Annotated in this window: 22 protein-coding genes; 5 read left to right on the top strand and 17 right to left on the bottom strand. The window is 46.6% G+C overall.

What is annotated here, in order from left to right:
- Positions 1–311: 311 nt before the first annotated feature.
- Positions 312–491 (bottom strand): aspartyl-phosphate phosphatase Spo0E family protein, encoded by a 180-nt coding sequence (locus tag ACFQ0N_RS01455; protein ID WP_379322563.1) that lies wholly within the window; start codon positions 489–491, stop codon positions 312–314.
- Positions 492–1409: 918 nt separating this feature from the next.
- On the opposite strand from ACFQ0N_RS01455, the gene ACFQ0N_RS01450 reads away from it, so the two are divergent.
- Positions 1410–1745 (top strand): helix-turn-helix domain-containing protein, encoded by a 336-nt coding sequence (locus ACFQ0N_RS01450; RefSeq protein WP_379322562.1) that lies wholly within the window; start codon positions 1410–1412, stop codon positions 1743–1745.
- Positions 1746–1913: 168 nt separating this feature from the next.
- Here ACFQ0N_RS01450 and ACFQ0N_RS01445 read toward each other — a convergent pair whose 3' ends face one another.
- The 6 genes from ACFQ0N_RS01445 to ACFQ0N_RS01420 form a co-directional block, all read right to left on the bottom strand.
- Complete coding sequence (locus ACFQ0N_RS01445; protein WP_379322561.1) at positions 1914–3365, bottom strand: IS1182 family transposase; 1452 nt, start codon at positions 3363–3365, stop codon at positions 1914–1916.
- Between the two features lie 599 nt (positions 3366–3964).
- Positions 3965–4402: a protein-tyrosine phosphatase family protein gene (locus tag ACFQ0N_RS01440; RefSeq protein WP_379322560.1), complete on the bottom strand. Its 438-nt coding sequence runs from the start codon at positions 4400–4402 to the stop codon at positions 3965–3967.
- Positions 4403–4413: 11 nt separating this feature from the next.
- Positions 4414–4881, bottom strand: coding sequence for an ArsI/CadI family heavy metal resistance metalloenzyme (locus ACFQ0N_RS01435; protein WP_379322559.1), 468 nt, complete (start codon positions 4879–4881; stop codon positions 4414–4416).
- A 118-nt stretch (positions 4882–4999) separates the two neighbouring features.
- Positions 5000–5425: an arsenate reductase (thioredoxin) gene (gene arsC, locus ACFQ0N_RS01430; RefSeq protein ID WP_379322558.1), complete on the bottom strand. Its 426-nt coding sequence runs from the start codon at positions 5423–5425 to the stop codon at positions 5000–5002.
- Between the two features lie 20 nt (positions 5426–5445).
- A complete protein-coding gene (gene arsB, locus ACFQ0N_RS01425) occupies positions 5446–6501 on the bottom strand; it encodes an ACR3 family arsenite efflux transporter (protein ID WP_379322557.1) in 1056 nt (351 codons plus the stop codon).
- Positions 6502–6516: 15 nt separating this feature from the next.
- Positions 6517–6846 carry an ArsR/SmtB family transcription factor gene (locus ACFQ0N_RS01420; RefSeq protein ID WP_379322556.1) on the bottom strand — a complete coding sequence of 110 codons (330 nt, stop codon included), beginning with the start codon at positions 6844–6846 and terminating at the stop codon, positions 6517–6519.
- Positions 6847–7064: 218 nt separating this feature from the next.
- Between ACFQ0N_RS01420 and ACFQ0N_RS01415 the strand changes: the two genes are divergently transcribed.
- From ACFQ0N_RS01415 to ACFQ0N_RS01405, 3 genes are all read left to right on the top strand, one after another.
- Positions 7065–7514: a MarR family winged helix-turn-helix transcriptional regulator gene (locus tag ACFQ0N_RS01415; protein ID WP_379322555.1), complete on the top strand. Its 450-nt coding sequence runs from the start codon at positions 7065–7067 to the stop codon at positions 7512–7514.
- Positions 7515–7563: 49 nt separating this feature from the next.
- Positions 7564–8634, top strand: a complete 1071-nt coding sequence (locus tag ACFQ0N_RS01410; protein ID WP_379322554.1) for a flavin-containing monooxygenase — start codon at positions 7564–7566, stop codon at positions 8632–8634.
- Between the two features lie 125 nt (positions 8635–8759).
- On the top strand, positions 8760–9557 hold the full coding sequence (locus tag ACFQ0N_RS01405) for an arsenite methyltransferase (protein WP_379322553.1): 798 nt from the start codon (positions 8760–8762) through the stop codon (positions 9555–9557).
- 211 nt (positions 9558–9768) lie between these two features.
- Here ACFQ0N_RS01405 and ACFQ0N_RS01400 read toward each other — a convergent pair whose 3' ends face one another.
- From ACFQ0N_RS01400 to ACFQ0N_RS01385, 4 genes are all read right to left on the bottom strand, one after another.
- Positions 9769–10293, bottom strand: a complete 525-nt coding sequence (locus tag ACFQ0N_RS01400) for a GNAT family N-acetyltransferase (RefSeq protein ID WP_379322552.1) — start codon at positions 10291–10293, stop codon at positions 9769–9771.
- A 183-nt stretch (positions 10294–10476) separates the two neighbouring features.
- Complete coding sequence (locus ACFQ0N_RS01395) at positions 10477–11061, bottom strand: hemerythrin (RefSeq protein ID WP_379322551.1); 585 nt, start codon at positions 11059–11061, stop codon at positions 10477–10479.
- A gap of 119 nt (positions 11062–11180) precedes the next feature.
- Positions 11181–12275, bottom strand: a complete 1095-nt coding sequence (locus ACFQ0N_RS01390; RefSeq protein ID WP_379322981.1) for a PAS domain-containing sensor histidine kinase — start codon at positions 12273–12275, stop codon at positions 11181–11183.
- A gap of 10 nt (positions 12276–12285) precedes the next feature.
- Positions 12286–12939: a response regulator gene (locus tag ACFQ0N_RS01385; protein ID WP_379322550.1), complete on the bottom strand. Its 654-nt coding sequence runs from the start codon at positions 12937–12939 to the stop codon at positions 12286–12288.
- Positions 12940–13130: 191 nt separating this feature from the next.
- Between ACFQ0N_RS01385 and ACFQ0N_RS01380 the strand changes: the two genes are divergently transcribed.
- Positions 13131–13907 carry an acetoin reductase gene (locus ACFQ0N_RS01380; protein WP_379322549.1) on the top strand — a complete coding sequence of 259 codons (777 nt, stop codon included), beginning with the start codon at positions 13131–13133 and terminating at the stop codon, positions 13905–13907.
- Between the two features lie 56 nt (positions 13908–13963).
- On the opposite strand, the gene ACFQ0N_RS01375 is transcribed toward ACFQ0N_RS01380, so the two are convergent.
- The 6 genes from ACFQ0N_RS01375 to ACFQ0N_RS01350 form a co-directional block, all read right to left on the bottom strand.
- Positions 13964–14809 (bottom strand): carbohydrate ABC transporter permease, encoded by an 846-nt coding sequence (locus ACFQ0N_RS01375; protein WP_379322548.1) that lies wholly within the window; start codon positions 14807–14809, stop codon positions 13964–13966.
- Positions 14810–14820: 11 nt separating this feature from the next.
- Positions 14821–15693 (bottom strand): carbohydrate ABC transporter permease, encoded by an 873-nt coding sequence (locus ACFQ0N_RS01370; RefSeq protein ID WP_379322980.1) that lies wholly within the window; start codon positions 15691–15693, stop codon positions 14821–14823.
- 100 nt (positions 15694–15793) lie between these two features.
- On the bottom strand, positions 15794–17173 hold the full coding sequence (locus tag ACFQ0N_RS01365; RefSeq protein ID WP_379322547.1) for an ABC transporter substrate-binding protein: 1380 nt from the start codon (positions 17171–17173) through the stop codon (positions 15794–15796).
- A 125-nt stretch (positions 17174–17298) separates the two neighbouring features.
- On the bottom strand, positions 17299–18096 hold the full coding sequence (locus tag ACFQ0N_RS01360; RefSeq protein WP_379322546.1) for a response regulator transcription factor: 798 nt from the start codon (positions 18094–18096) through the stop codon (positions 17299–17301).
- Entirely contained in the window at positions 18074–19849 is a 1776-nt protein-coding gene (locus ACFQ0N_RS01355; RefSeq protein WP_379322545.1) for a sensor histidine kinase, read from the bottom strand. Before ACFQ0N_RS01355 ends, ACFQ0N_RS01360 begins: the two co-directional genes overlap by 23 nt.
- A 224-nt stretch (positions 19850–20073) precedes the next feature.
- Positions 20074–20334: a hypothetical protein gene (locus tag ACFQ0N_RS01350; RefSeq protein WP_379322544.1), complete on the bottom strand. Its 261-nt coding sequence runs from the start codon at positions 20332–20334 to the stop codon at positions 20074–20076.
- Positions 20335–20384 lie beyond the last annotated feature (50 nt).

Genomic DNA, 20384 nt, shown 5'->3' with positions numbered 1-20384 from the left:
AGTGGCCAACCAAGAGACAGGCGGACAGAGAACCTATTATTTATAAATTTTGTATGAATTACACTAATTTTGGCGGAAATTTGTCGCAAATAGAGGATCTACGGTCCACCACCTCGCCGTTTTAGCACGTTTGTTCATATCAACGGAACCACGGTACCTGGTCTTAAATGGCTTCAACGGCTCCAATAAAAAAGAGCTACATCGCAAGGCCATAGCTCTCATCATTGCATTGATCATATGTGTAGTGAGGGAGTAGCAAGCAGCAATATACCGCACCCTAAAATAGAAATGGACGAACGACAACCCCGGCTCTACTGCGCCCAATGGTTCCCCTCATCATTCAAGGCTCGGTGGTATGCGTTGAGCAGCCGATCCAGCTCTTGTGACTTTTCTAAAACCTCCTTGTCCCGTATCCCAAAAAGCCTCGCCCGTTCGTTCAATTCCGCACGTGTCTCTTCGATTTTTTCTCGCAGTTTGTGAACTCCTTTCATAGCTCAATCCCTCTCCATCATATTGAATAGGGAATTTCGCTTGCCCAAGCTCTCCCACATTTACAAATTATAATGACGGGATTCCATCAGTTCGGGGAAAAAGAATCCCTGTGCACCTAACGCTTCCGGCGTTTGGTTTCACGCCGTTGTAGGATAATAAGAGTCGTTACCACAATAACAGCGAATATCACCAGGCCAACTCTTCCTTCTACAGACATCTGTAAAATGGCGTTAAAAACCACATCTTCCCTCCTAAAGAGCAAATGTTATGAATGTATAAGAATCCTAGATCATCACCCAAAATGTGAGCATGATATAGCAAGATAGACCCATGTATACGAGTGCCAGCCCCCCATAGCACCATAGCTTCCAGTACCAGGCAAGCGGTTCTTCTTCGACCTCGATCCAAACGGTTCGCGGACGTGGGGGAATCTTGTAATGGAAGCATTTACGGATCGGATGCTTTGACCTCCCATCGTTTTGCCGCACTCCTTTTCCCCCCTTCCCCGCCATACCATCCCCTTTTTATCTAATAAGATATAGATGAAACTATCACCTAAATCGTAGCTCTCTTGTTAAGTCGGAATGCAAATGAACGACGCAAACTGATGAATATCATTTTAGAAATGTTTCGCTAAAACGAACCATTGATCACGATAGCCGCTCGGTTACTTGACGTTACGGCAATAGATCTCCAAAATATCAGCCATTTCACGGCAAACGATATGACATGAAAAATTGCATGAACTAGATTCACTTGCTATCAGCATCTGCTTCATTATACAAAATCATACATATATATACAACAGTTTTTGTGCCATATATAGAAAGTTTTAATTTTTAATAAGCCACATATATACCTGAATACTTTTCAAGTGTTTGTATACACTGATAGGTACAAAGGTATGGTGTGGCTAAATGGAAAAAAATACGTTACTAACGACTGGCGATCGGATTCGCTATTTTCGAAAGTTGAAAGGCTTAACACAAGAGCAGCTTGCAGAGATTGTCGGTACAAACTTTTCTTACATTGGAAAGATTGAGCGTGGACAACACGATGTACGTCTGCAAACACTTGAGAAACTAGCTCAAGCTCTTGATGTACCTTTATCCTCTTTCTTTATGGATTCAGCTATCAATGATGAATTAGTTCAAAATGACCTGCTTGTAGAAGCTGTTGTGATCCTGATGAAACAAACAGAAACGGATCAAAAAAAGGCAGTGGATATTTTGAATGTCTTGTTCAGGACTTAAACAATTGAAAATATGAAAAAAAGCACCCATTCTTCAAAGAGGCCACTGAAGAACTTGTGCTTTTTTCTTTATCGGTTCTTACGAATCACAAAAAGACATCCGTTTCCCGTTTTTCTGGAACGAATGTCTTCTTTTTTGGCCCAAGACTACTGTATTATTTGGCAATTCTTAATCCGTTAACTTTAAGATCCGCTTTAAATTTACGGCGAATATCGTCATCGCACCTTGCAATTGCATGCCAAGCAGACCCGGGGATATAGCGACATCATCCCCGTGCCCATGTTTCAGTTCGCTGTTCTTTGCTTCAATCTTGTAGCGCTCCTTGGATTTTGCTTTGAAATATTCCGTTTCCTGAAACACCACCTGCTCCGTGTGTTCTTTGGATTTAATTGTAACGGAATAGGTTTTACTCTTGGCTCCTTCTTTGTAGCAGCCTTCCTTGAGCGGACATCGCTTGCATTGCTCTACATCAAAATAGTAAGTATCCTGCTGGTTTTGACCCATTCCCTTCTTGCCTTGCCGAGCCTTTCGAATGGCCATGTGACCAGCTGGGCATACGTACATGCCGGCATCCTTGTTGAACAAAAATTCGTCTTCTTTCTTTCGTGCACCTTGTGTAATGAGGGGATTGAGTTTGGCGACAAGTTCAATCTCGTTCGTTTTCGCGTACGTAATGTTATCTTTCTCAGAGTAGGCCGTATCTCCAATGACCGTTTTGACCTGCATGCCAGCTGCTTGGCTTTTTTCGATGAGCGTCTGCAGTTGTTTTCCGTCATTTTTCTCGCCCGTTGTTATGACAGCTGCTGTAATGATGCGCTCCTCGGTCATCGCCAAATGTGTTTTGTAGCCAAAGAAGGCGGAGTCTGCGCTCTTATGCCCCACGCGTGCGTCCGGGTCTGCTGCCAAGCGAAGTTGCTCGACGTCATCCGCTATGGTCTCCTTCAGCAGATTAAGCGGCTCTAGAATTTTTGGCACTTGTGCAATGCCACTCTCGTTTTCAATGAAGTTGACGAGTTTTTGACAATACTCGATTTCGTCTTCGAGTACGTTAGTTGTATTCTTTGCCGGCATTTTGGCTTTGACGGATTCATCCGTGGTGTAAACGACTTTTCGCAATTTCCGTGCACGGTCTTGTAGAATTTCTTGGGGCGTTTTCTGGTTGTAGCGCGCTTTCGTATGCGTCGCGTCAACAATGATGGAGTTGCTCTTCAAGATATTCTGCTCAATAGCAAGGGCTACCGTTTTACCAATGAGCATGTCCAACAGGTTGATGTCTTTCAACCGCAGTTTGCGGAATTTGGTCAGAGAGCTCGGATCGATGACCGGGTCCTCTGGCGCCATGCCGAGGAAGTATTTGAACGACAGGTCATACTTGGAGCGCTCAACAATGTCGACATCAGATCGTTCAAAAATAGCTTTCAGCAGCAAATATTTAAACATGCGAATGGGATCAATTGCGTTACGTCCATTGTCCAAACAATATTTTGCTTCCAGTTCCTCATATATGAAAGTGAAGTCCACCAGTTCGTTGATTTGACGAAGCATATTGTCCTTAGGCACGACGATGTCATACAGAGCCGTGTAAGGACTTAGAACAAAGGTTTGTTGTTGCCGAATCATCCGCTCTCACTCGCTTTTCGTGATGACTCTATTATAAAGCAAAAAAGGTACAGATTCTTCAATTTGTTGAAGGACTGTACCTTTTTCTAAGAGATGGACTTTTTCAGTGGCCTCTTCTTCAAATGGCCGCTTTTCATTTCTCCTTCTTTTTACTATTCATGCAGTACGATAACTTCCAAAGCAAGACAAATCGAGGTTGTCAGTTATATAGGCGACTTCAGGTTCTTGTCCCCCATGTAAATCCTTCCCCTCATACAACCATCTTCAGAGATGCATAGGAGTTTCCCCAACGTCTTTTTTCCTTCTAGGCTCGTAATACTTAGTTATTGGTATCTTCTTGTCCTATAATAAATAGACAACTCTCTCCATTTTGGATATACCAAAGACATAATCCGAAAGCATCAGTCGAAAGCAGCTCCAGGCAGAAATGTCCGGGGCTGCTTCGTTTTTAGTTTCTTGCCTTGCTTTTTCTTTTAAACACTTGTTACCTATCCTTCATTTTGACCAGCTAAGCAGCTTTGTGTGAAAATGAAGTTCAGCGGAGATCGTTTAGAACCAGAGCGGAGCCGCCTAAACGATGGCGGCTCCTTCTCTTACACCTATTTGGAGTTAAATAGCTTCTCTAACGCCTCACGTTGAGGTTCTCGAATATGGATCACAGGTCGAATAGCTTTGGCCATTTTTTCGGCTTCTTCAATCGAAGATGCCTTTCCCAATGTGATGAGGGTGCCAATGGCCACTGCTCCGGTGCGACCCTTGCCGCCTCCACAGTGAAACCCAACCTTTTTTCCAATACGGTATGTTTCAACAACTTGGTCAATGGCCTGACGGAATAAATCTTCTTGCGGAGATTCAGCATGGTCACCAATCCCAACCTTGATCCAGGTTACATTTGAGTCCGGATAGGCGCACTCCGTAGCTTCTTCCCGAAGATCTACGATGACATCGCAGTGTTCGACAGTAACCATATCCTTAACATCTACCGCTCCGCCTATGAAAATTCGATCTTCCACTAATGTGTGATAAGTCTTTGTCATTTTGTTCTCCTTTATTTCTTCCGGAATGAAGTAAACTCTACCGGCATTGGAGCCGCAGGCGAAGCGCAGCAAAGCGATAAGTCACGCGGATCGCCAGCAGACTCAAATTCCGAGTCCTCTTTCGTATGAAAAATTTCCCAAGCATTCCCGTCTGGATCATAAACCCAAACTTTGTCTTGCACAGCATAGCAGCAAGTCGTGTTCATCTCATCAATGAGCAGCAGTCCTGATTGTCGCAGACGTTCTCCCATTGCCAGAACTTCTTCCGTATTGTTCACTTGGAAACCCAAATGATTCAGTACGCCTTTTTTTTCGAAGGACCTGACATTTAACGAAAAATGCAAAGCCGGTTCATCTAACTCAAATTTCGCATAATTGTCTTTCACCTTTGTAGGTTCAACACCAAAGAAGCTCCGGTAAAAAGTTAATGATTTCTCTATATCGGTACAATTTACAGCAACGTGCATTCTTTTAATCATGTCGGCGTCGCCTCCTCTCTTAGATCCCAATTCCAGCCCTAAACCTGCCGCGGTGATGGCCTGGCGATATTTATGGTCTTGAACTTGCCGGTTTGCCGGAATGGATACCCTGGATCTCTTATTTCCCTTCGGTTGCAAATCGTTTGATACGTTCTTCAATCTCGTCCCGCACACGCCGGAAGACACCCCATTTTTCCTCTTCTGTTCCGGTTGCCTTGGCTGGATCATCAAACCCCCAATGGTATCGGGTAACACGATGCGGGGTAATCGGGCATTTGTCGTTTGCGTCACCACAAAGGGTAATCACATAATCGGCTTTATTCAAAATTTCCGGGTCGATTACATCCGACGTTTGCTTGGAGATGTCAATCCCTTTTTCCGCCATTGCTTTGACTGCATTCGGATTCAGACCATGTGCTTCAATTCCAGCGCTATATACCTCGTATTGATCACCAAGATGTTGTTTCCCGAATCCTTCTGCCATTTGACTGCGGCAAGAATTACCGGTGCATAAGAAGTAAACGATTTGTTTGTTAGCTGACATGATGACTCCTCCTGTTTATGTTAGGATGGTTTCTTTGAAAAATACTTTTGTTGAAATCGGAGAGCGACATTGACCAATGCAATCATCACAGGCACTTCCACAAGAGGCCCGATCACGGCCGCAAATGCTGCGCCGGAATGAATACCAAACACCCCAACAGCAACGGCAATCGCCAGCTCGAAGTTATTCCCGGATGCAGTAAAAGCCAGTGTAGATGTAACGGGATAACCAGCTCCAGCTTTTTTGCCCATAAAAAACGAGATCAGAAACATGACGACAAAGTAAATCAGCAAAGGGATCGCGATCCTCACGACATCTAAAGGCAATTGAATAATCATTTCACCTTTGAGCGAGAACATGACGATAATCGTAAACAATAACGCGATCAGTGTAATGGGACTGATCTTTGGAATAAAGACCGTTTCATACCAGGACTTTCCCTTTGCTTTTACAAGCGAATAACGTGTAATCATCCCGGCCAGAAACGGTATTCCAAGATAAATAAACACACTTTTGGCGACTTCCGCCATCGTAATGTCCACAACGACCCCTTCCAAGCCAAACCATCCCGGTAAGATCGTTACAAAGACATAGGTGTAAACGGAATAAAACAAAACTTGAAAGATCGAGTTGAAAGCCACGAGTCCCGCCGCGTACTCCGTATCCCCTTTACACAAATCATTCCAAACGATAACCATTGCAATACAACGGGCTAGACCGATCATAATAAGACCGACCATGTATTCCGGGTAATCCCGAAGAAAAATAATGGCTAAGATAAACATTAAGATCGGACCAATGAGCCAGTTTTGAATCAATGAAAGGGTTAACACCTTCCCATTTCGGAAGACACGGCCAATTTCTTCGTATCGTACCTTCGCCAGCGGCGGATACATCATCAAAATGAGACCTATCGCAATGGGTATCGATGTGGTCCCGACTTGCAATTCATTCAAACCGTCAACAAATTGAGGAAATACAAAGCCAAGCCCAATTCCGATCGCCATAGCAACAAAAATCCATAACGTCAAATAGCGATCCAGAAAAGATAGTCGCTTTCTCCCTTGTTTACTCACTTGTTGTTCCCCCTTCTACTCACATATGACCGTTAGTCCTTGTTCTTCCAATTTCCGCAGCTCCTCGGATATATCCGGCAAATTGGATAAGGCATACCCAATTTCCTCTAACCGTTTCTCGTTGATTGAATAGAACACCCATTGTCCCTTTCGTGTTTCACGAACCAATTCAGCCATTTTCAGGCGGGCTACATGTTTAGAAATAGCGGGTTGGGATATGTTAAAGATGGGAACCAGTTCGCATACGCAGCAATCGCGATTACGAAGCAAAGAAAGGATTTTCAACCTTGTCGGATCGGCAAGAGCTTTAAAAATATCCGCTAACTTTTCAAATTCCAATGTCATTCCTATCACCTCACTCCCAAAACCTTATAACCATATTGTTATTTGTGTATGAAAAAAAGTCAATACCGAAAATGAGCCTTTACGCATCTTTTACAATAGCAACCCACTTTACTCTGCATAAAGCCCTATTCCTCCGTTATTATATTTCATAGTTGATCATTATGATACTTGCAATTTGCAAATGATTATTGTATAACTGTTTCATGAGGTGAAGCACCATGGAAAATGTACGTGAACTCATTCAAATCATGACTCGTCGATTTGGTTTTCTGAATAAAAGTTGCTGTTCTGCAGGCGGCTGCGACATCTCCTTAATTCAAAGCCATATTCTTTATGAGATCGATCACCAGCATAAGCCTTCCATCCAACAAGTCGCCGAGGCATTAGGTACCGACATAACGACGTTTAGCCGACAGGTGCAATCGTTAATCAAGATGAAATTAGTGAAAAAAACGCCTGATCCAGATGACCGGAGGGTGAATATCCTCTCTTTAACGACGGAAGGCAAATATGTTGCAGCGTCGATCGACCAGCAAATGAACGCTTATTTAAGTGAAATCTTCTCGCATATGAACGATTCTGAAAAAGATACCGTTATCCGCTCGATCAAGCTGCTAAATGCAGCGATGGAGAAATCGGGTCAATGCTGTACTACCCCTTTGGGGTAATCTTTTTCATTAATACTTGCAATTTGCAAATAATTGTAGGAGGGGTTAGATGACAGAGGATTTTGATGCAATTGTCATTGGTGGTGGGCAAGCCGGTCTTGCTTCCGGATATTACTTGAAGAAGAACAGGCTGCAATTTTTGATCCTGGAGGCAGGCGAACAGGCATCGGGTTCCTGGCCATATTATTACGATAGTCTAAAACTTTTTTCACCAGCACGTTTGTCATCGTTGCCAGGCATGAGGATACCTGGAGCGAGAACCCATTACCCGCTTAGAAATGAAGTGATTCAGTATCTAAACGATTATGCCCGGCGCTTTGACTTTCCCATCCGAACGAATCAGAAGGTTACTACCGTAGAAACAAATGAAAACGGCTTTTCGATCCGAACACGAACGGGAGACGTATTCCAAACGCGAACGATCATCAATGCGACAGGTTCCTTTCATAATCCTTATATACCAGAAATAAATGGAAGAGAACTCTTTCAAGGGGATATCCTCCACTCTTCTGTGTATCGCAATCCGGATCGTTATAAAGGGCAAAGGGTAGTTATCGTCGGTCGTGGAAATTCTGCTGTGCAAATTGCGGTAGAGCTTGCGGACAGCAGCCATACTTCTTTAGCCGTACTTCAGCCCGTTCAGCTTATGAAGCCAAAAGTGTTGGGGATTGATTTGCATTTCTGGATTAGAAACTTAGGCTTTGACACCTTTCCATTCTGGCGATTCGGTAAAAAACCACCAAGTCCGAGTACCGTTGTCGATTTGAATGATTACAGAGCAAGATTAGAGTCTGGTAAACCGGATCAACGGACGATGTTCACTTCATTTTACACCAATGGCGTCGTCTGGCCAGACGGAACGAAAGAACCGGTAGAAACTATCATCTTTGCGACCGGGTATCGTCCGGATCTCTCCTACCTTCACCCGATCGGGGCGCTGGACACCGAAGGAAAACCGATACAAACAGCAGGTATAAGCTTTTCCGTTCCAGGACTGTATTATGTCGGGTTGGAAGGACAACGTTCCTTTGCTTCCGCTACATTAAGGGGGGTGGGGCCAGACGCGAATTACGTTGTTCGCAAACTTTTGCGTTTCCTGAAAACAGTGCGAGCAAACTGACAACCGTTTCAACTTCTCTTCAGTGCGTAAGTGCATGAGCGTACATCAGCCGATAACAAGCTCAATCCATTTCCTCATAAGTGAACAGTGTAAGTATCATCATTTAAAATAAAGGAGAGATTCTTGTGAAGAATCAAGTTAGTCATGACCAAATTCGCCAAAATGTTCGGAGTCGATACAAAGAAATCGCGATACAGGAAGGCGAGCCGAATTCGTGCTGTCCTCCTGCTCCAAGCTGTTGTGGGTCGGCTCATGATATTTCAGCCCAAATGGGCTATTCATCTGAAGAATTAACAGCTGTTCCGGATGGCGCAAATCTTGGTTTAGGTTGCGGTAATCCACAAGCGATAGCCGAATTGAAACCGGGAGAAGTTGTATTGGATCTGGGCAGCGGCGGTGGTTTCGATTGTTTTCTCGCGTCCCGTCAGGTTGGGGAAACCGGTCAAGTCATTGGGGTCGATATGACACCGGAAATGGTTAGCCGCGCACGATCGAACGCCATCAAAGGAGGGTTTACAAATACGAATTTTCGGCTAGGAGAGATCGAGCATTTACCCGTTCCAGATCAAACGGTGAATGTCATTATTTCCAACTGCGTAATCAATCTTTCACCGGATAAGCAGCAAGTTTTTCATGAAGCGTTCCGTGTCATGCGCCCTGGTGGACGTCTGGCCATTTCAGATGTCGTAACGACAACAGAGCTGCCGGCGGAAATAAAAAACGACCTGGATGTGTTATATTCGGGGTGTATATCCGGGGCCTCGTCCGTTTATGAATTAAAAACGATGCTAAAGCAAAGTGGATTTAAGGATGTGGTGGTCGAGCCGAAAGAGGAATCGAGGACGTTCTTCAAAGATTGGGTTCCTGGATCGAAGGTGGAGGATTATATTGCCTCTGCCGTTATAAAAGCAATCAAACCATAATCGCACGAGTAACAAAGCCCTTATTGAAAGGGCTTTGTTATCTATTATATGGATGCTACATTTAATGCAGTGATAATCTTATGTTCATTGGGATAGTATTAATGGGCCCTTAATACATTAAGTGGAATGAATACTACAGGTACGAGCAAGTGCTTCGAACCAGAAGCACTGGTCCTGTCTAGTTCGCTAATAGACAATCCTCTTAAGTCCCCTAATCGAACTCGTGCTCAAGTATTGAATACTGCAAAGAATCATGCCATTTCCCTTTATGAAACATATGCTCGCGCAAATGGCCCTCGTAGGTCATACCGATTTTTTTCATTACGCCGGCTGATCCAATATTTTCCGGACGGCATGTTGCATAGATTCGATGCAGTCCCAGCTCCAAAAATCCAAATCGCAGCATTGCTGCAGCCGCTTCCGAGGCATAGCCTTGTCCCCAATATTCAGGATGAAAGCAGTAACCAACCTCCCCTTGCAAACCTGAAGCATGGATACCGACGCCGCCGATCAGCTTGCCATTCGCCCTCAATGTTACCGCCAATTCGAAGCCGACTCGCGGAGACTGCCGCTGCATCCCGATCATTCGTTCAATGTACTCTTTTGTTTCTGCTAACGTGTTGGGGCCCCATATCATATGTTCAGTGACTAAAGGATCGGATGCATAGGCATGAACACTATCGCAATCATTGACCTCAAAATCACGTATCAGCAGCCGTTCTGTCAAAAGTTTCATACCCATATCATCCACCTTTCGCAATTACCAATTTTTCTCACCACCAAGTTTGAACCATTATAGTTTCCACCTGTACATTTGTCAATCCTTATTGCGCATCCTCATTTCGCAAATCCTTATTGCGCAAAACAAAAAAACGACCAGCCACTACCGTCCAACACGGGTTAGCAGGTCGTCCACCATTCACGAAAACAAATAATCGATATCCGTCAAAATTTCCTCGGCCAGCGGGAACAAAAATTCTTCCTCCATATGAAAATGCCCCTGCAAAATGAGGCAGGCTTGCGTCAAATGATCGGCCGCCCGCTTGAGCACATCGAAGAAATCATAATAACTGTCTGCAGCGTTGCCGCTGCCATCCTGCTGCAGGTCAGCCAGAATGGAGCAGCTTAGCTCCATAAAGGAATCAAAAAATTGCAATGCCAGCTCATGATCCTTCTCCAGCACCCACATTGAAGGCATCATCGTCGGCTCCATACGGCGTTTGAAGTAATGCATGACAGCCGGAAACAGCTCCTCATCCTCCCACTTGGCATGCTGCTCCAAATCAGCCAGCAAACCGGCAGTCTCAAGGCGCAGTTCCTCCAGCAGCTGCAGACGATTGCCGCGTGAAGTTGCAGTTGCCAGATCAAGGCTGCGTTCATGCAGCCGATGTACTTGCTCCTTCAACCGGTCATGCTCTGCCTTTAATCGGCTTACCATCATCATAAATGTGCTCGAGCGCGCGGAATCGAACGGCTCCAGGCGTTTATCTGCTATGTTCATCATGGCCCTCATCCTTTCACAAGCGTGACCTTTATCGCTATCCTGTACTTCATCTCTCTCTAAGACGACTGTACAATAAAAAGCGAATGATCTCTGTGAAAAGAATCACACTTTGCCGAAGCTCATTGTCTTGGCAAGGTGAAGCGTATTGTTGTTCCGCGCCCTTCCTCCGATTCCACCTCAAAGCGGCCGCCTACAATTCTGGCCCGCTCCTCCATACTTTGCAGACCGATGCCGCGCGGCTTCACAGCCATCGCAAATCCGCTGCCGCGGTCGCAAATGCTCGTCGTAATCGCTGTTTCCGTCTGCAGAATCGCGACTTCCGCCTCGTCAACATCGGCATATTTGGCAATATTGGTGAGCGCCTCCTGAATGATTCGATAAATAGCTGTCTCCGCCTCTCCTCTCAATCGCTGCCGCAAATTGCAATCCAGGCGCACCTTGATGCCGTAATGCGAGCTAAAGTTCTCGATATAAGAGCGTATAGCCGGCACGACCCCAAGATCGTCCAGTACAGACGGCCGCAGTTCCCATGCCAAGCCTCTAACTTCCTCAATCAGCTGCACAGTCTGGTCGCGCAACAGCGCCAGATGGTCGCCGCCTGTCGCGGGCATCGCAATGATGCGATCCAGCTGAATCAGAAAAGAATACAGGCTCTGGCCGATGCCGTCATGCAAATCGCGGGAAATCCGCCGCCGCTCATCCTCCTGAATTTGCATGACTTTGGCCATCAGCATTTCCAAATCCTCGCGCGCTTGCTTCAATGCGGTCACTTCGTTGCGTATAGCTAAGAATTGGTATGGATTTCCGTCATCGCCAAGAAACGGAACGATCGTTGTATGTACCCAATAATAAGTGCCGTCCTTGGCGCGATTTTTAATATCCCCCGTCCACACTTTGCCTGACCGGATTGTATTCCACAAGCCTCTCATAAAGGCTTTGTCATGATAACCGGAATTAATGATACGGTGATCCCGGCCAAGCAGCTCCTCACGAGGATACTTCGAGACCTGGCAAAACTTGTCATTCACATATATTATTTTACCGCGTGGGTCGGTTACTGCAACAATCGACGATTCGTCCAAAGCATATTTGACATCGGTCAGCTGCTTGAGCGAGCGCTTGAGCTCATCGCGATAGCTCTGATCTGTAATCTGCTCATCCAGCCTTGCCAGCAAAGAAGTGATGAGCGGACCGGCACTGCCCGAATCCGTCATATCCCAAGAATTACTCAAAATTAAGCAGCCCCTTTTTTGCAGCGTACTTGACCAGATCCGGACGGGAACGGAGACCGAGCTTTTCCATGACATTGCCCTTATGTGTCTCCACTGTTTTGACGCTAATAACGAGCTGCTCGGCTATTTCCTTATTGCCGTAGCCCTTGGCGGCCAAAGACAAAATTTCCTTCTCCCTGACAGTCAACGTCTCGTATAAATCTGTACTTTCACCATTGCTTAGCCGCTCCAAATATTCGATCATCAATCGCTTCGTGGCAGTAGGATGCAAATAGGCATTGCCGGCAGCGACGGTACGAATGGCATTCACCAGCTCTTCATGGGGAGCGCTCTTCAGTACATACCCGGACGCACCTGCCTGTATCGCGCGGAACAAATATTCCTCATCGTCATGCATCGTCAAAATAAGCACAGCAATTTCCGGCAGCCTTTGCTGCAGCTCACGGGAAGCCGTTAGACCGTCTTTGCCATGAGGCATGCTCAAATCCATGAGAACTACATCGGGCAGCAATTGCTCGGATAAGCGGATTGCTTCCTCACCCTCGGACGCTTCGCCAATGACCGTCATATCATCTCTTGCATCTAGTAGCAGCTTTAGTCCGGATCGAACTACAGCATGGTCATCCACAATGACGATCCTAATCAAAGCTTCACCATCCTTGTCTTGTTCAGCTCCCCCTATTATACCAAATTGCCGCTGTACGTTGAACAGCTCAATCCGTAAGGAAGTAAGGTATAAGGGACGAAGGCAAATTCTGCCTGAGCAAGAGGATAATTAGAACAGAAATTGACAAAATAACGATTGAAGTAATTACTTAATAAGGAGATGTTAAAGAGTTGGGAACAAAAAGAGTGGCTGTTATTACTGGCTCAGGCCAAGGGATAGGCAAGGGAATCGCGCAGCGTTTAGCAAAGGACGGTTTTGCGGTTGTATTAAGCGACCGGGATGAGAAGGTGCTGCAAGCAACGGTACAGGAATTCAAGAGTCAAAATATTGAGGTCGCCTCCTTTATCGGCGATGTGTCGAGGCAAGAAGATCAAACTGCGCTCGTACAAGCAGCCGTAGATCATTTCGGCAGCATCAATGTCTTCATCAATAATGCCGGCATCGAGCAAGTAGCGCCAATTGCCAATATTAAGCCTGCCGAGCTGGAGAAGCTGTTTCAGGTCAACGTATTTGGCGTTGTTTATGGCATTCAGGCGGCTGCTGCACAAATGCAAAAGCAAGGAACAGGCGGCAAAATCATTAATGCCTGCAGCATTGCCGGCCATCAAGCTTTTACGATGCTTGCCGCCTACTCTGCAACTAAATTTGCCGTTCGCGCCTTTACTCAGGCGGCTGCGCAAGAATATGCCAAGGACAAAATTACATGCAACGCTTACTGTCCGGGCATCGTCGGGACTGGCATGTGGGAGCGGATTGATGCCGGCATGGTTGAGTATATGGGCTTGAAGAAGGGAGAAGCATTTGAAAAGTTTGCCGAAGGGATTGCACTAGGACGCACCCAGGAGCCCGCGGATGTAGCAAACTTTGTTTCCTATCTCGCCTCCCCGGATTCTGATTATATGACCGGCCAATCGGTTATGATCGACGGCGGAATCGTCTACAATTAAACAACGAAAAGGGGCTGTCCAAAATGGTTCGAACCATTCGGAAAGCCCCTTTTCCCTTATCCTTTTATCCCTGAAAGCGTCACACCTTCAATAATATATCGCTGCCCGATCAAATAGACGAGCAGCACTGGCAGCAGGGCGATCGAGGCGCCGGCCATCATCAGCGTCCAGTCGGTCGCATACATTCCGCGATACAAATTCAGCATCATCGGAACGGTAAAGGTTTCCGGGCTGTTCAGAAAAATAAGCGGATAGAAAAAGCTGTTCCACATCCCAAGGAAGGTGAATATGGCCAGCGCCGATAATGCCGGCTTGACGAGCGGCAGCATAATGCGGGTGTAGATCGTCCATCTGCCCGCACCATCGATAATTGCCGCCTCCTCCATATCCTTCGGTATTCCTTTGAAAAACTGCCGCAGCAGAAAGACGCCAAACGCATTGAGCAGTGCAGCCGGAACGATTAATGCCAGATGTGTATCCAGCCAGCCGATCATTTTCATAATGAGATACAACGGAATGATCGTCACCTGTCCGGGCACCATCATCGTCGCCAGAAACAAAACGAACAGCGGCTCCCGGAACGGGAAGCGGATTTTGGCGAAGGCATAAGCTGCCATCGAGCATGTAATTAGCTGTGCTGCCACAACGATCACATTGATATACAGGCTGTTCAAGTAAGCTTGCCCAAATGGCAGCGCCGTTAGCGATTCCTTGAAGTTCGACCAGACGAACGGATCGGGAATCCATTTGGGCGGCACGATGAACACCTGGGACAAATCCTTCAATGCGCTCAGCACCATCCACACAAATGGCAGCGCCATCAAACAAGCGCCGGCGGCAAGTACGAGATGGAGCATAATTGCTGCCGGGATATTTTTTCGTTTAGCAGTCGCGGTCCGCATCAGCGCCCCTCCTAGTCCTCATAATGCACCCATCGCTTGGACATACCCATCTGGAATAAGGTGACAGATAAGATCAAGATAAACAAAATAACGGCCGAAGCGGTGCTTGCTCCAAAGGTAAAATCAACAAAGGCTGATTCATAAATGTGAAAAACCATCGTATAGCTCGCCTTCGCCGGTCCACCCGAAGTCATAATAAACGATTGGTCAAACACCTGGAACGAGCCGATTATCGAAATAATGGTAATAAAAAAGGTCGTTGGCGACAGCAGCGGAATTGTAATATGCTTGATCTGCTGCCACTTGCTAGCCCCGTCAATTTGCGCTGCCTCGTAATAAGTAGAAGATATGCCCTGCAATCCGGCGAGAAAAAGCACCATGCTGTTGCCAAGCCCCATCCAAACACTTAACAGCGCAATCGACGGCATCACATATCGCGTATCTGTCAGCCAGCTCGGCCCATCAATGCCGAACCACTGCTTCAAGTACAGATTGATCAGCCCGAAGTCAGCGTTGAACATCCACATAAAGACGACAGCAACGGCAACAGACATCGTAATATGCGGCATGAAATAGATCAGACGGTAAAACACCTTTCCTCTTACTTTATTGAGCCCGATGGCGACGAGCATCGATAAAACGATGCCCGTCGGTACGGTAAGAACGGTGTAATAGAATGTGTTTACAACCGCTTTGCGAAAATTTTCATTTTGAAACTGGTCGGCAAAATTGCGAAGCCCGATAAAGGTTTTGTCCCCGAAGCCGTCCCAGCTCATCAGGCTGAGCACGAAGGCGGAGATTAACGGTATGAGCGAGAAAAGAATGAGGCCGATCATTTGCGGGGCAATAAAGAGATATCCCCATATTGCGTCCGCCCGCTTCATACTTATTTTCCCCGCTGCAGCAGGCTTCGTCTTGGCAGCTGTCGTCTCTTGCATCCTTTCGGATGGTTTAATATCCATCGCCATCCGCCTCTCTGTTCATTTATTTTTTGTTATAGTTGTCAATTTTTTTGTTCGACAGCTCTTCAATATCCTTCATCGCTTTATCGAGATCTTCATTTTTCAGCCACAGCGCCTCAAAACGGTCGGTAATATCTTTGCTCAAGCCCGGAATGCCGGCTTCGGACGGGGTGAGCGCGTAGCCGATTTCACGCGCGTCAAGGAAAAGCTGCGCATGCTCCGGCAGGTTGCCTTCCATCACAACCTCATCTGCGCCAGATACGGACGGAACTGCGTTGCCGCCTCCCTGCAGACGGTATACCTGGCCTTCCTTGCTGACAAATTCGGATAAGAACGTATAGGCGGCTTCTTTATTTTTGGATGCCTTATTCATGACCATATAAGCTGTCGGTATGCCAGCCGGCTCTATTTTCTTGCCCGTGTTAGTCGGCCAAGTTACAACATCGTACTCAAGTTTGGCGTTTTTCTTGAATAGCGGCAAATACCAGCGGCCTGCCCCGACGAAGCCTACCTGATTGGACATAAACATTGCATCACCGCCTTGCCCTTTTGGCAGCGTACCGGAGAACGTAATATTTTTCTGCTTGACATTGTCATATAAGAAACGGAAGGCTTCCATTGCCTTTTCATTTGAATATACGACAGAACGCCCATTCTCATCATAGACCTGCCCGCCATTTGACGTTACCCAGCTATGGGTTGACGCCCAGCCGTTATCTAGCACGTAGCCGTACTTGCCGCTTTCGCGGATTTTGTTTGTCATCGTCTGGAAGGCTTCCCAAGTCCATTTTCCTTGCGCCTGCAGCTCGGCAGGCGACTCTTCAATTCCGGCATCCTTCAGCACTTTCTTGTTATACCAGAGCACCATCGGATTACAATCGACCGTCACCCCGAACACATGACCGTCACGTACCGAAGCGCCCCACAGACCTTCGAAGAAATCCTCTTTTTTGATTACACTGTCCGGCGTATCCATGAGCGGCGTCAGCTCCTCGATACTGCCGTTCTCAATGAGCTTGACCATTGTAGCATCACCTGAATAGAAAATGTCCGGCGCCGTTCCGCCGCTTAGCTGCGTCAATATTTTTTGCTCATATTCGCCGGGGATCGGGATCAGCTCCGCTTCTATATCCGGGTGCTTCGCATTGAAATCCTTCGTAAATTCCTGAAATCTTGTCAGCTCGCCAGGATTGCCCCAGGTCGCCCATTTGATTTTAACTTTCTCCCCTTTCGGTGCAGGTGCAGGTGCGGGATCATTTCCCTTCCCTTCATTTTGCTTATTTTGTCCGCTGTTCGAACCGCCCTCCTTGCCACTGTTGCCATTTGAACTGCAAGCCTGCAATACAGAAGCTACGATGAGTACCATTACTAAAACGAGTAATGAACCTTTAATTTTCTTCATCTTCAACGCCTCCTCAATAGTGGTCAAATGACTGTTGTAAACGCTTTTATTATAAAATGACTGAATATCACATTTACAGGGATTATATTCTTTTTTTGTGTTATGTTTTCAGATGTTTTGGTTCGTTAATCAACCTCGCGCTGCCATAACCCTTGAAATTCTGCCGGCGAGCAGCCGACTATTTTTTTAAATTGCTTGCTGAAATGTTTGACATCATTAAAGCCGGATTGCTCGGCAACTTCATACACTTTGAGAGAGGACGTTTGCAGCAATTGCTTGGCCCGATTGACCCTAAGCGCAATAATGTAATCGATGAAATTTTGTCCCGTCACTCGCTTGAACATCTCGCTGAAATAATTGCGGCTGACATTTGCTTTATCCGCCGCTTGCTGCAGCGTAATTGGCGAAGTGAAATGGGCATCGATATAAGCTGTCGCCTGCTGAATTAGACGCTGATGCAGCGTAGTATCCGGTTTGCCGCCACCGCTCCCGAGAGAGAGATTGCGCTTTTTATACCATTCTACGATTTGCTGATTTTCCCGCTCCTCCTTCAGCTTGGCACGCATTTGACGCAAAATGGCCAGCAGCGCTTCCTCCTCAAGCATCGGCTTCAAAATATAATCGGACGCGCCCAGCCGCACTCCTTCCCGCACATATTCAAAATCACTGTGGCAGCTTAGCAGCAGCACTTTAATCCAAGGGCATTTTTCTTTGGCGATACGCGTTAGTTCCAGACCGTCCATCACCGGCATAGCAATATCGGTAATTAGAATGTCAACCTCGCCCTCGTCGACCCAGCGCATCGCCTTCTCGCCATTAGAGGCTTCGCCTACGAGCTCAAAGCCGCTGGCATCCCAATCGATCACTGCGCGCAGACCCATTCTGGCCATTTTCTCGTCATCAACCAGCAGTACTTTGCACATATTGTTCTCCTTTCGCAAGCGACAGTGTAATGCTGACTTCTGTTCCGACTCCCGGCTCGCTCTTTACGCGCAGCCCATAAGCCGCTCCATAATACAGCTGAACCATCTGATGAACATGGCGGACGCCTATGTTCGTCATGCCGCGCTTGCCGCAATCCTGCTCGCTGGCCAGCAGCTCGCTCACCCGCTCAGGCTCGATGCCGATGCCATCATCTTTAATGCGGATGACAAGATCAGCCCCCTGCTGCTCAACCGTCAACGTAATCTTCCCTTCCGCATCCTTCGGCGCTATTCCGTGGAAGATCGCATTTTCAACAATCGGCTGCAGCAGCATGCGCGGAATCAGCACTCCCATCAACGACTCCGGACATTGAATCTCGAGTACGATCGGATTATCATAGCGGTACTCCTGAATCAGCATATACTTGCGCAGCAGCTGCAGCTCATCGCTCAGCTTCATAAATACGCCATTGCGTCCCAGACTGCCTTCCAATAGCTGAACAAGCGCGGTAACAGCAAGATCGACATCGCTGGTCCGATTCAACTTCGCCATCCAGCGAATCGAATTGAGCGTATTGTACATAAAATGCGGATTGATCTGATAGCGCAGTGCCCGTACCTCAGCCTTTTTCTTCTCCTTCTCCTCCTCGGCAATCCGGTGAATAAGCTGATCGATTTTACCCAGCATTTTATTGAAGCTCCGGCCGAGCTGGCCTATTTCATTGCGGCCGATATTCATGCTGCGCACGCTCAAATCGCCTGCCTCGCCCTTGCGCATTAGCCGGCATAGCTGAACAAGCGGATTGCCGATCTTGCGGGTGACAAAATAACCCATGCCGAGCGCCGCCGCAATACAGCATAAGGCAATCCAGATTGTAAAGTTGCGGATGGAAGCCGAATCGGCGGTCAACTCCTCCAGCGGTACGAGCCCCACCACATGCCAGCCATTGTCCAGCCGGGACGGTATCATTAAGGTCGTGTTATTTTCTCGATGCATCTGCGGCTCGTCATCAGGAGAGGAATTAGTCGACCGCCGGCCGTACTGCTGCGGATCCGGGTGGTAAAAATAACGATTGTCGTCGTCAACAATATAAACGTAGCCAGTGTCGCCAAATTGGACGCGATCCAGTTCAGCAATCAAACTATCCCCCAATATCTCAAATACCATCACGCCAATAACTTTCCCGCTCTCCCAGCTTCGTATCGCCCGCCCAAGTGCGAATATCGGAAAGCCGGTATCAGTATTTTTTACATAGGAGCTGGCAGATAAGCCGAACCAGACTGTGTTCCCATTTGCCTCCAGTATCGCTTTGTACCAGGCGGAATCCCATTGATTGAGGACAGCCATTAAAGAGTCTGCACTGAATACAGAATATTTGCGATTTACGTCAAAAATGTAAATATCTAGTATTTCCGGCGAGTTGATCATAATGGACGTAAGCATCTCCCGCCCCTCCTGCACCTCTTTCGTTTTTTCATACAAACTGCCGCTTGGCTTTTCCAATATTTCATGAATGACCCGGTTGCTAAGCACCATCATGGAGGAGTCGTCGAGCTTTTTGAACAATAAATTTAACTTGTCGCTTACTTGCGTAATGGTGAGTGAGGCCACTTTTCCCACTTGCTCCTCTACAATTTTGGACGATTTGTTGTACGAGAGGAAGCCCATGACCAGGACCGGCAGCGTCATCCCAATAAAGCAGAACAGAAATAACTGCACGACAATCGAATGAAATTTTGTGAAACGCAACATCATGTCTCCCTTCATATATAGTAGCGGCTGAAGCGGCTGCAGCAGCTTACTATGTATTGTATCTCCACCTGATAACGCTTTCAATTGGTTAATTAAAACAACGTACAGAAGCCGAAAAATCGGAAAATAACACACCAAAAACCCCATTTCTCGCTCTTGGCGTGAATGGGGTTTAAGCTTACTGCTATCTATATGCAGTTGTTCTTGTTCCAATCTACGAATAACTACCGCAGCAGTTCTCTTATATCGACGTCACCGTTCTCCATCTCATAGATAGGTGCGTTCTCATACAAGGATTGACGGACATCCATTATAGGCAAGCGGGGATCGACGTAAAAGGTAGTTCCGCTGTAGGAGCACCGATCAAAATCGAATTGCTCGGAAGTAATAATAAGAATACAGTTAATAAACGAACAGCCGATAAAATGATACCCGTCAAACACAATCGTTTCATTTTCAAACACTTGATCCATTACACACAACATCTTAATCATTCAGCTCCTATCTGCAAACGCGAGATAAAGCAAATAGTAGC

The sequence above is a fragment of the Paenibacillus sp. GCM10027626 genome (genome assembly GCF_042676285.1).
Taxonomy (GTDB): Bacteria; Bacillota; Bacilli; order Paenibacillales; family Paenibacillaceae; genus Paenibacillus_Z.
This window is presented reverse-complemented; position numbering and strand designations above follow the sequence as displayed.

Bases quoted from the DNA above. Each gene is read 5' to 3' on its own strand.
- ACFQ0N_RS01440 (WP_379322560.1), bottom strand. From the start codon at position 4,402: ATGACAAAGACTTATCACACATTAGTGGAAGATCGAATTTTCATAGGC.
- ACFQ0N_RS01365 (WP_379322547.1), bottom strand. From the start codon at position 17,173: ATGAAGAAAATTAAAGGTTCATTACTCGTTTTAGTAATGGTACTCATC.
- ACFQ0N_RS01355 (WP_379322545.1), bottom strand. From the start codon at position 19,849: ATGTTGCGTTTCACAAAATTTCATTCGATTGTCGTGCAGTTATTTCTG.
- ACFQ0N_RS01455 (WP_379322563.1), bottom strand. From the start codon at position 491: ATGAAAGGAGTTCACAAACTGCGAGAAAAAATCGAAGAGACACGTGCG.
- ACFQ0N_RS01375 (WP_379322548.1), bottom strand. From the start codon at position 14,809: ATGCGGACCGCGACTGCTAAACGAAAAAATATCCCGGCAGCAATTATG.
- ACFQ0N_RS01360 (WP_379322546.1), bottom strand. From the start codon at position 18,096: ATGTGCAAAGTACTGCTGGTTGATGACGAGAAAATGGCCAGAATGGGT.
- ACFQ0N_RS01450 (WP_379322562.1), top strand. From the start codon at position 1,410: ATGGAAAAAAATACGTTACTAACGACTGGCGATCGGATTCGCTATTTT.
- ACFQ0N_RS01410 (WP_379322554.1), top strand. From the start codon at position 7,564: ATGACAGAGGATTTTGATGCAATTGTCATTGGTGGTGGGCAAGCCGGT.
- ACFQ0N_RS01370 (WP_379322980.1), bottom strand. From the start codon at position 15,693: ATGAAGCGGGCGGACGCAATATGGGGATATCTCTTTATTGCCCCGCAA.
- ACFQ0N_RS01420 (WP_379322556.1), bottom strand. From the start codon at position 6,846: ATGACATTGGAATTTGAAAAGTTAGCGGATATTTTTAAAGCTCTTGCC.
- ACFQ0N_RS01350 (WP_379322544.1), bottom strand. From the start codon at position 20,334: ATGTTGTGTGTAATGGATCAAGTGTTTGAAAATGAAACGATTGTGTTT.
- ACFQ0N_RS01395 (WP_379322551.1), bottom strand. From the start codon at position 11,061: ATGATGAACATAGCAGATAAACGCCTGGAGCCGTTCGATTCCGCGCGC.
- ACFQ0N_RS01415 (WP_379322555.1), top strand. From the start codon at position 7,065: ATGGAAAATGTACGTGAACTCATTCAAATCATGACTCGTCGATTTGGT.
- ACFQ0N_RS01400 (WP_379322552.1), bottom strand. From the start codon at position 10,293: ATGAAACTTTTGACAGAACGGCTGCTGATACGTGATTTTGAGGTCAAT.
- ACFQ0N_RS01435 (WP_379322559.1), bottom strand. From the start codon at position 4,881: ATGATTAAAAGAATGCACGTTGCTGTAAATTGTACCGATATAGAGAAA.
- arsC (WP_379322558.1), bottom strand. From the start codon at position 5,425: ATGTCAGCTAACAAACAAATCGTTTACTTCTTATGCACCGGTAATTCT.
- ACFQ0N_RS01445 (WP_379322561.1), bottom strand. From the start codon at position 3,365: ATGATTCGGCAACAACAAACCTTTGTTCTAAGTCCTTACACGGCTCTG.
- ACFQ0N_RS01390 (WP_379322981.1), bottom strand. From the start codon at position 12,275: ATGACGGATTCGGGCAGTGCCGGTCCGCTCATCACTTCTTTGCTGGCA.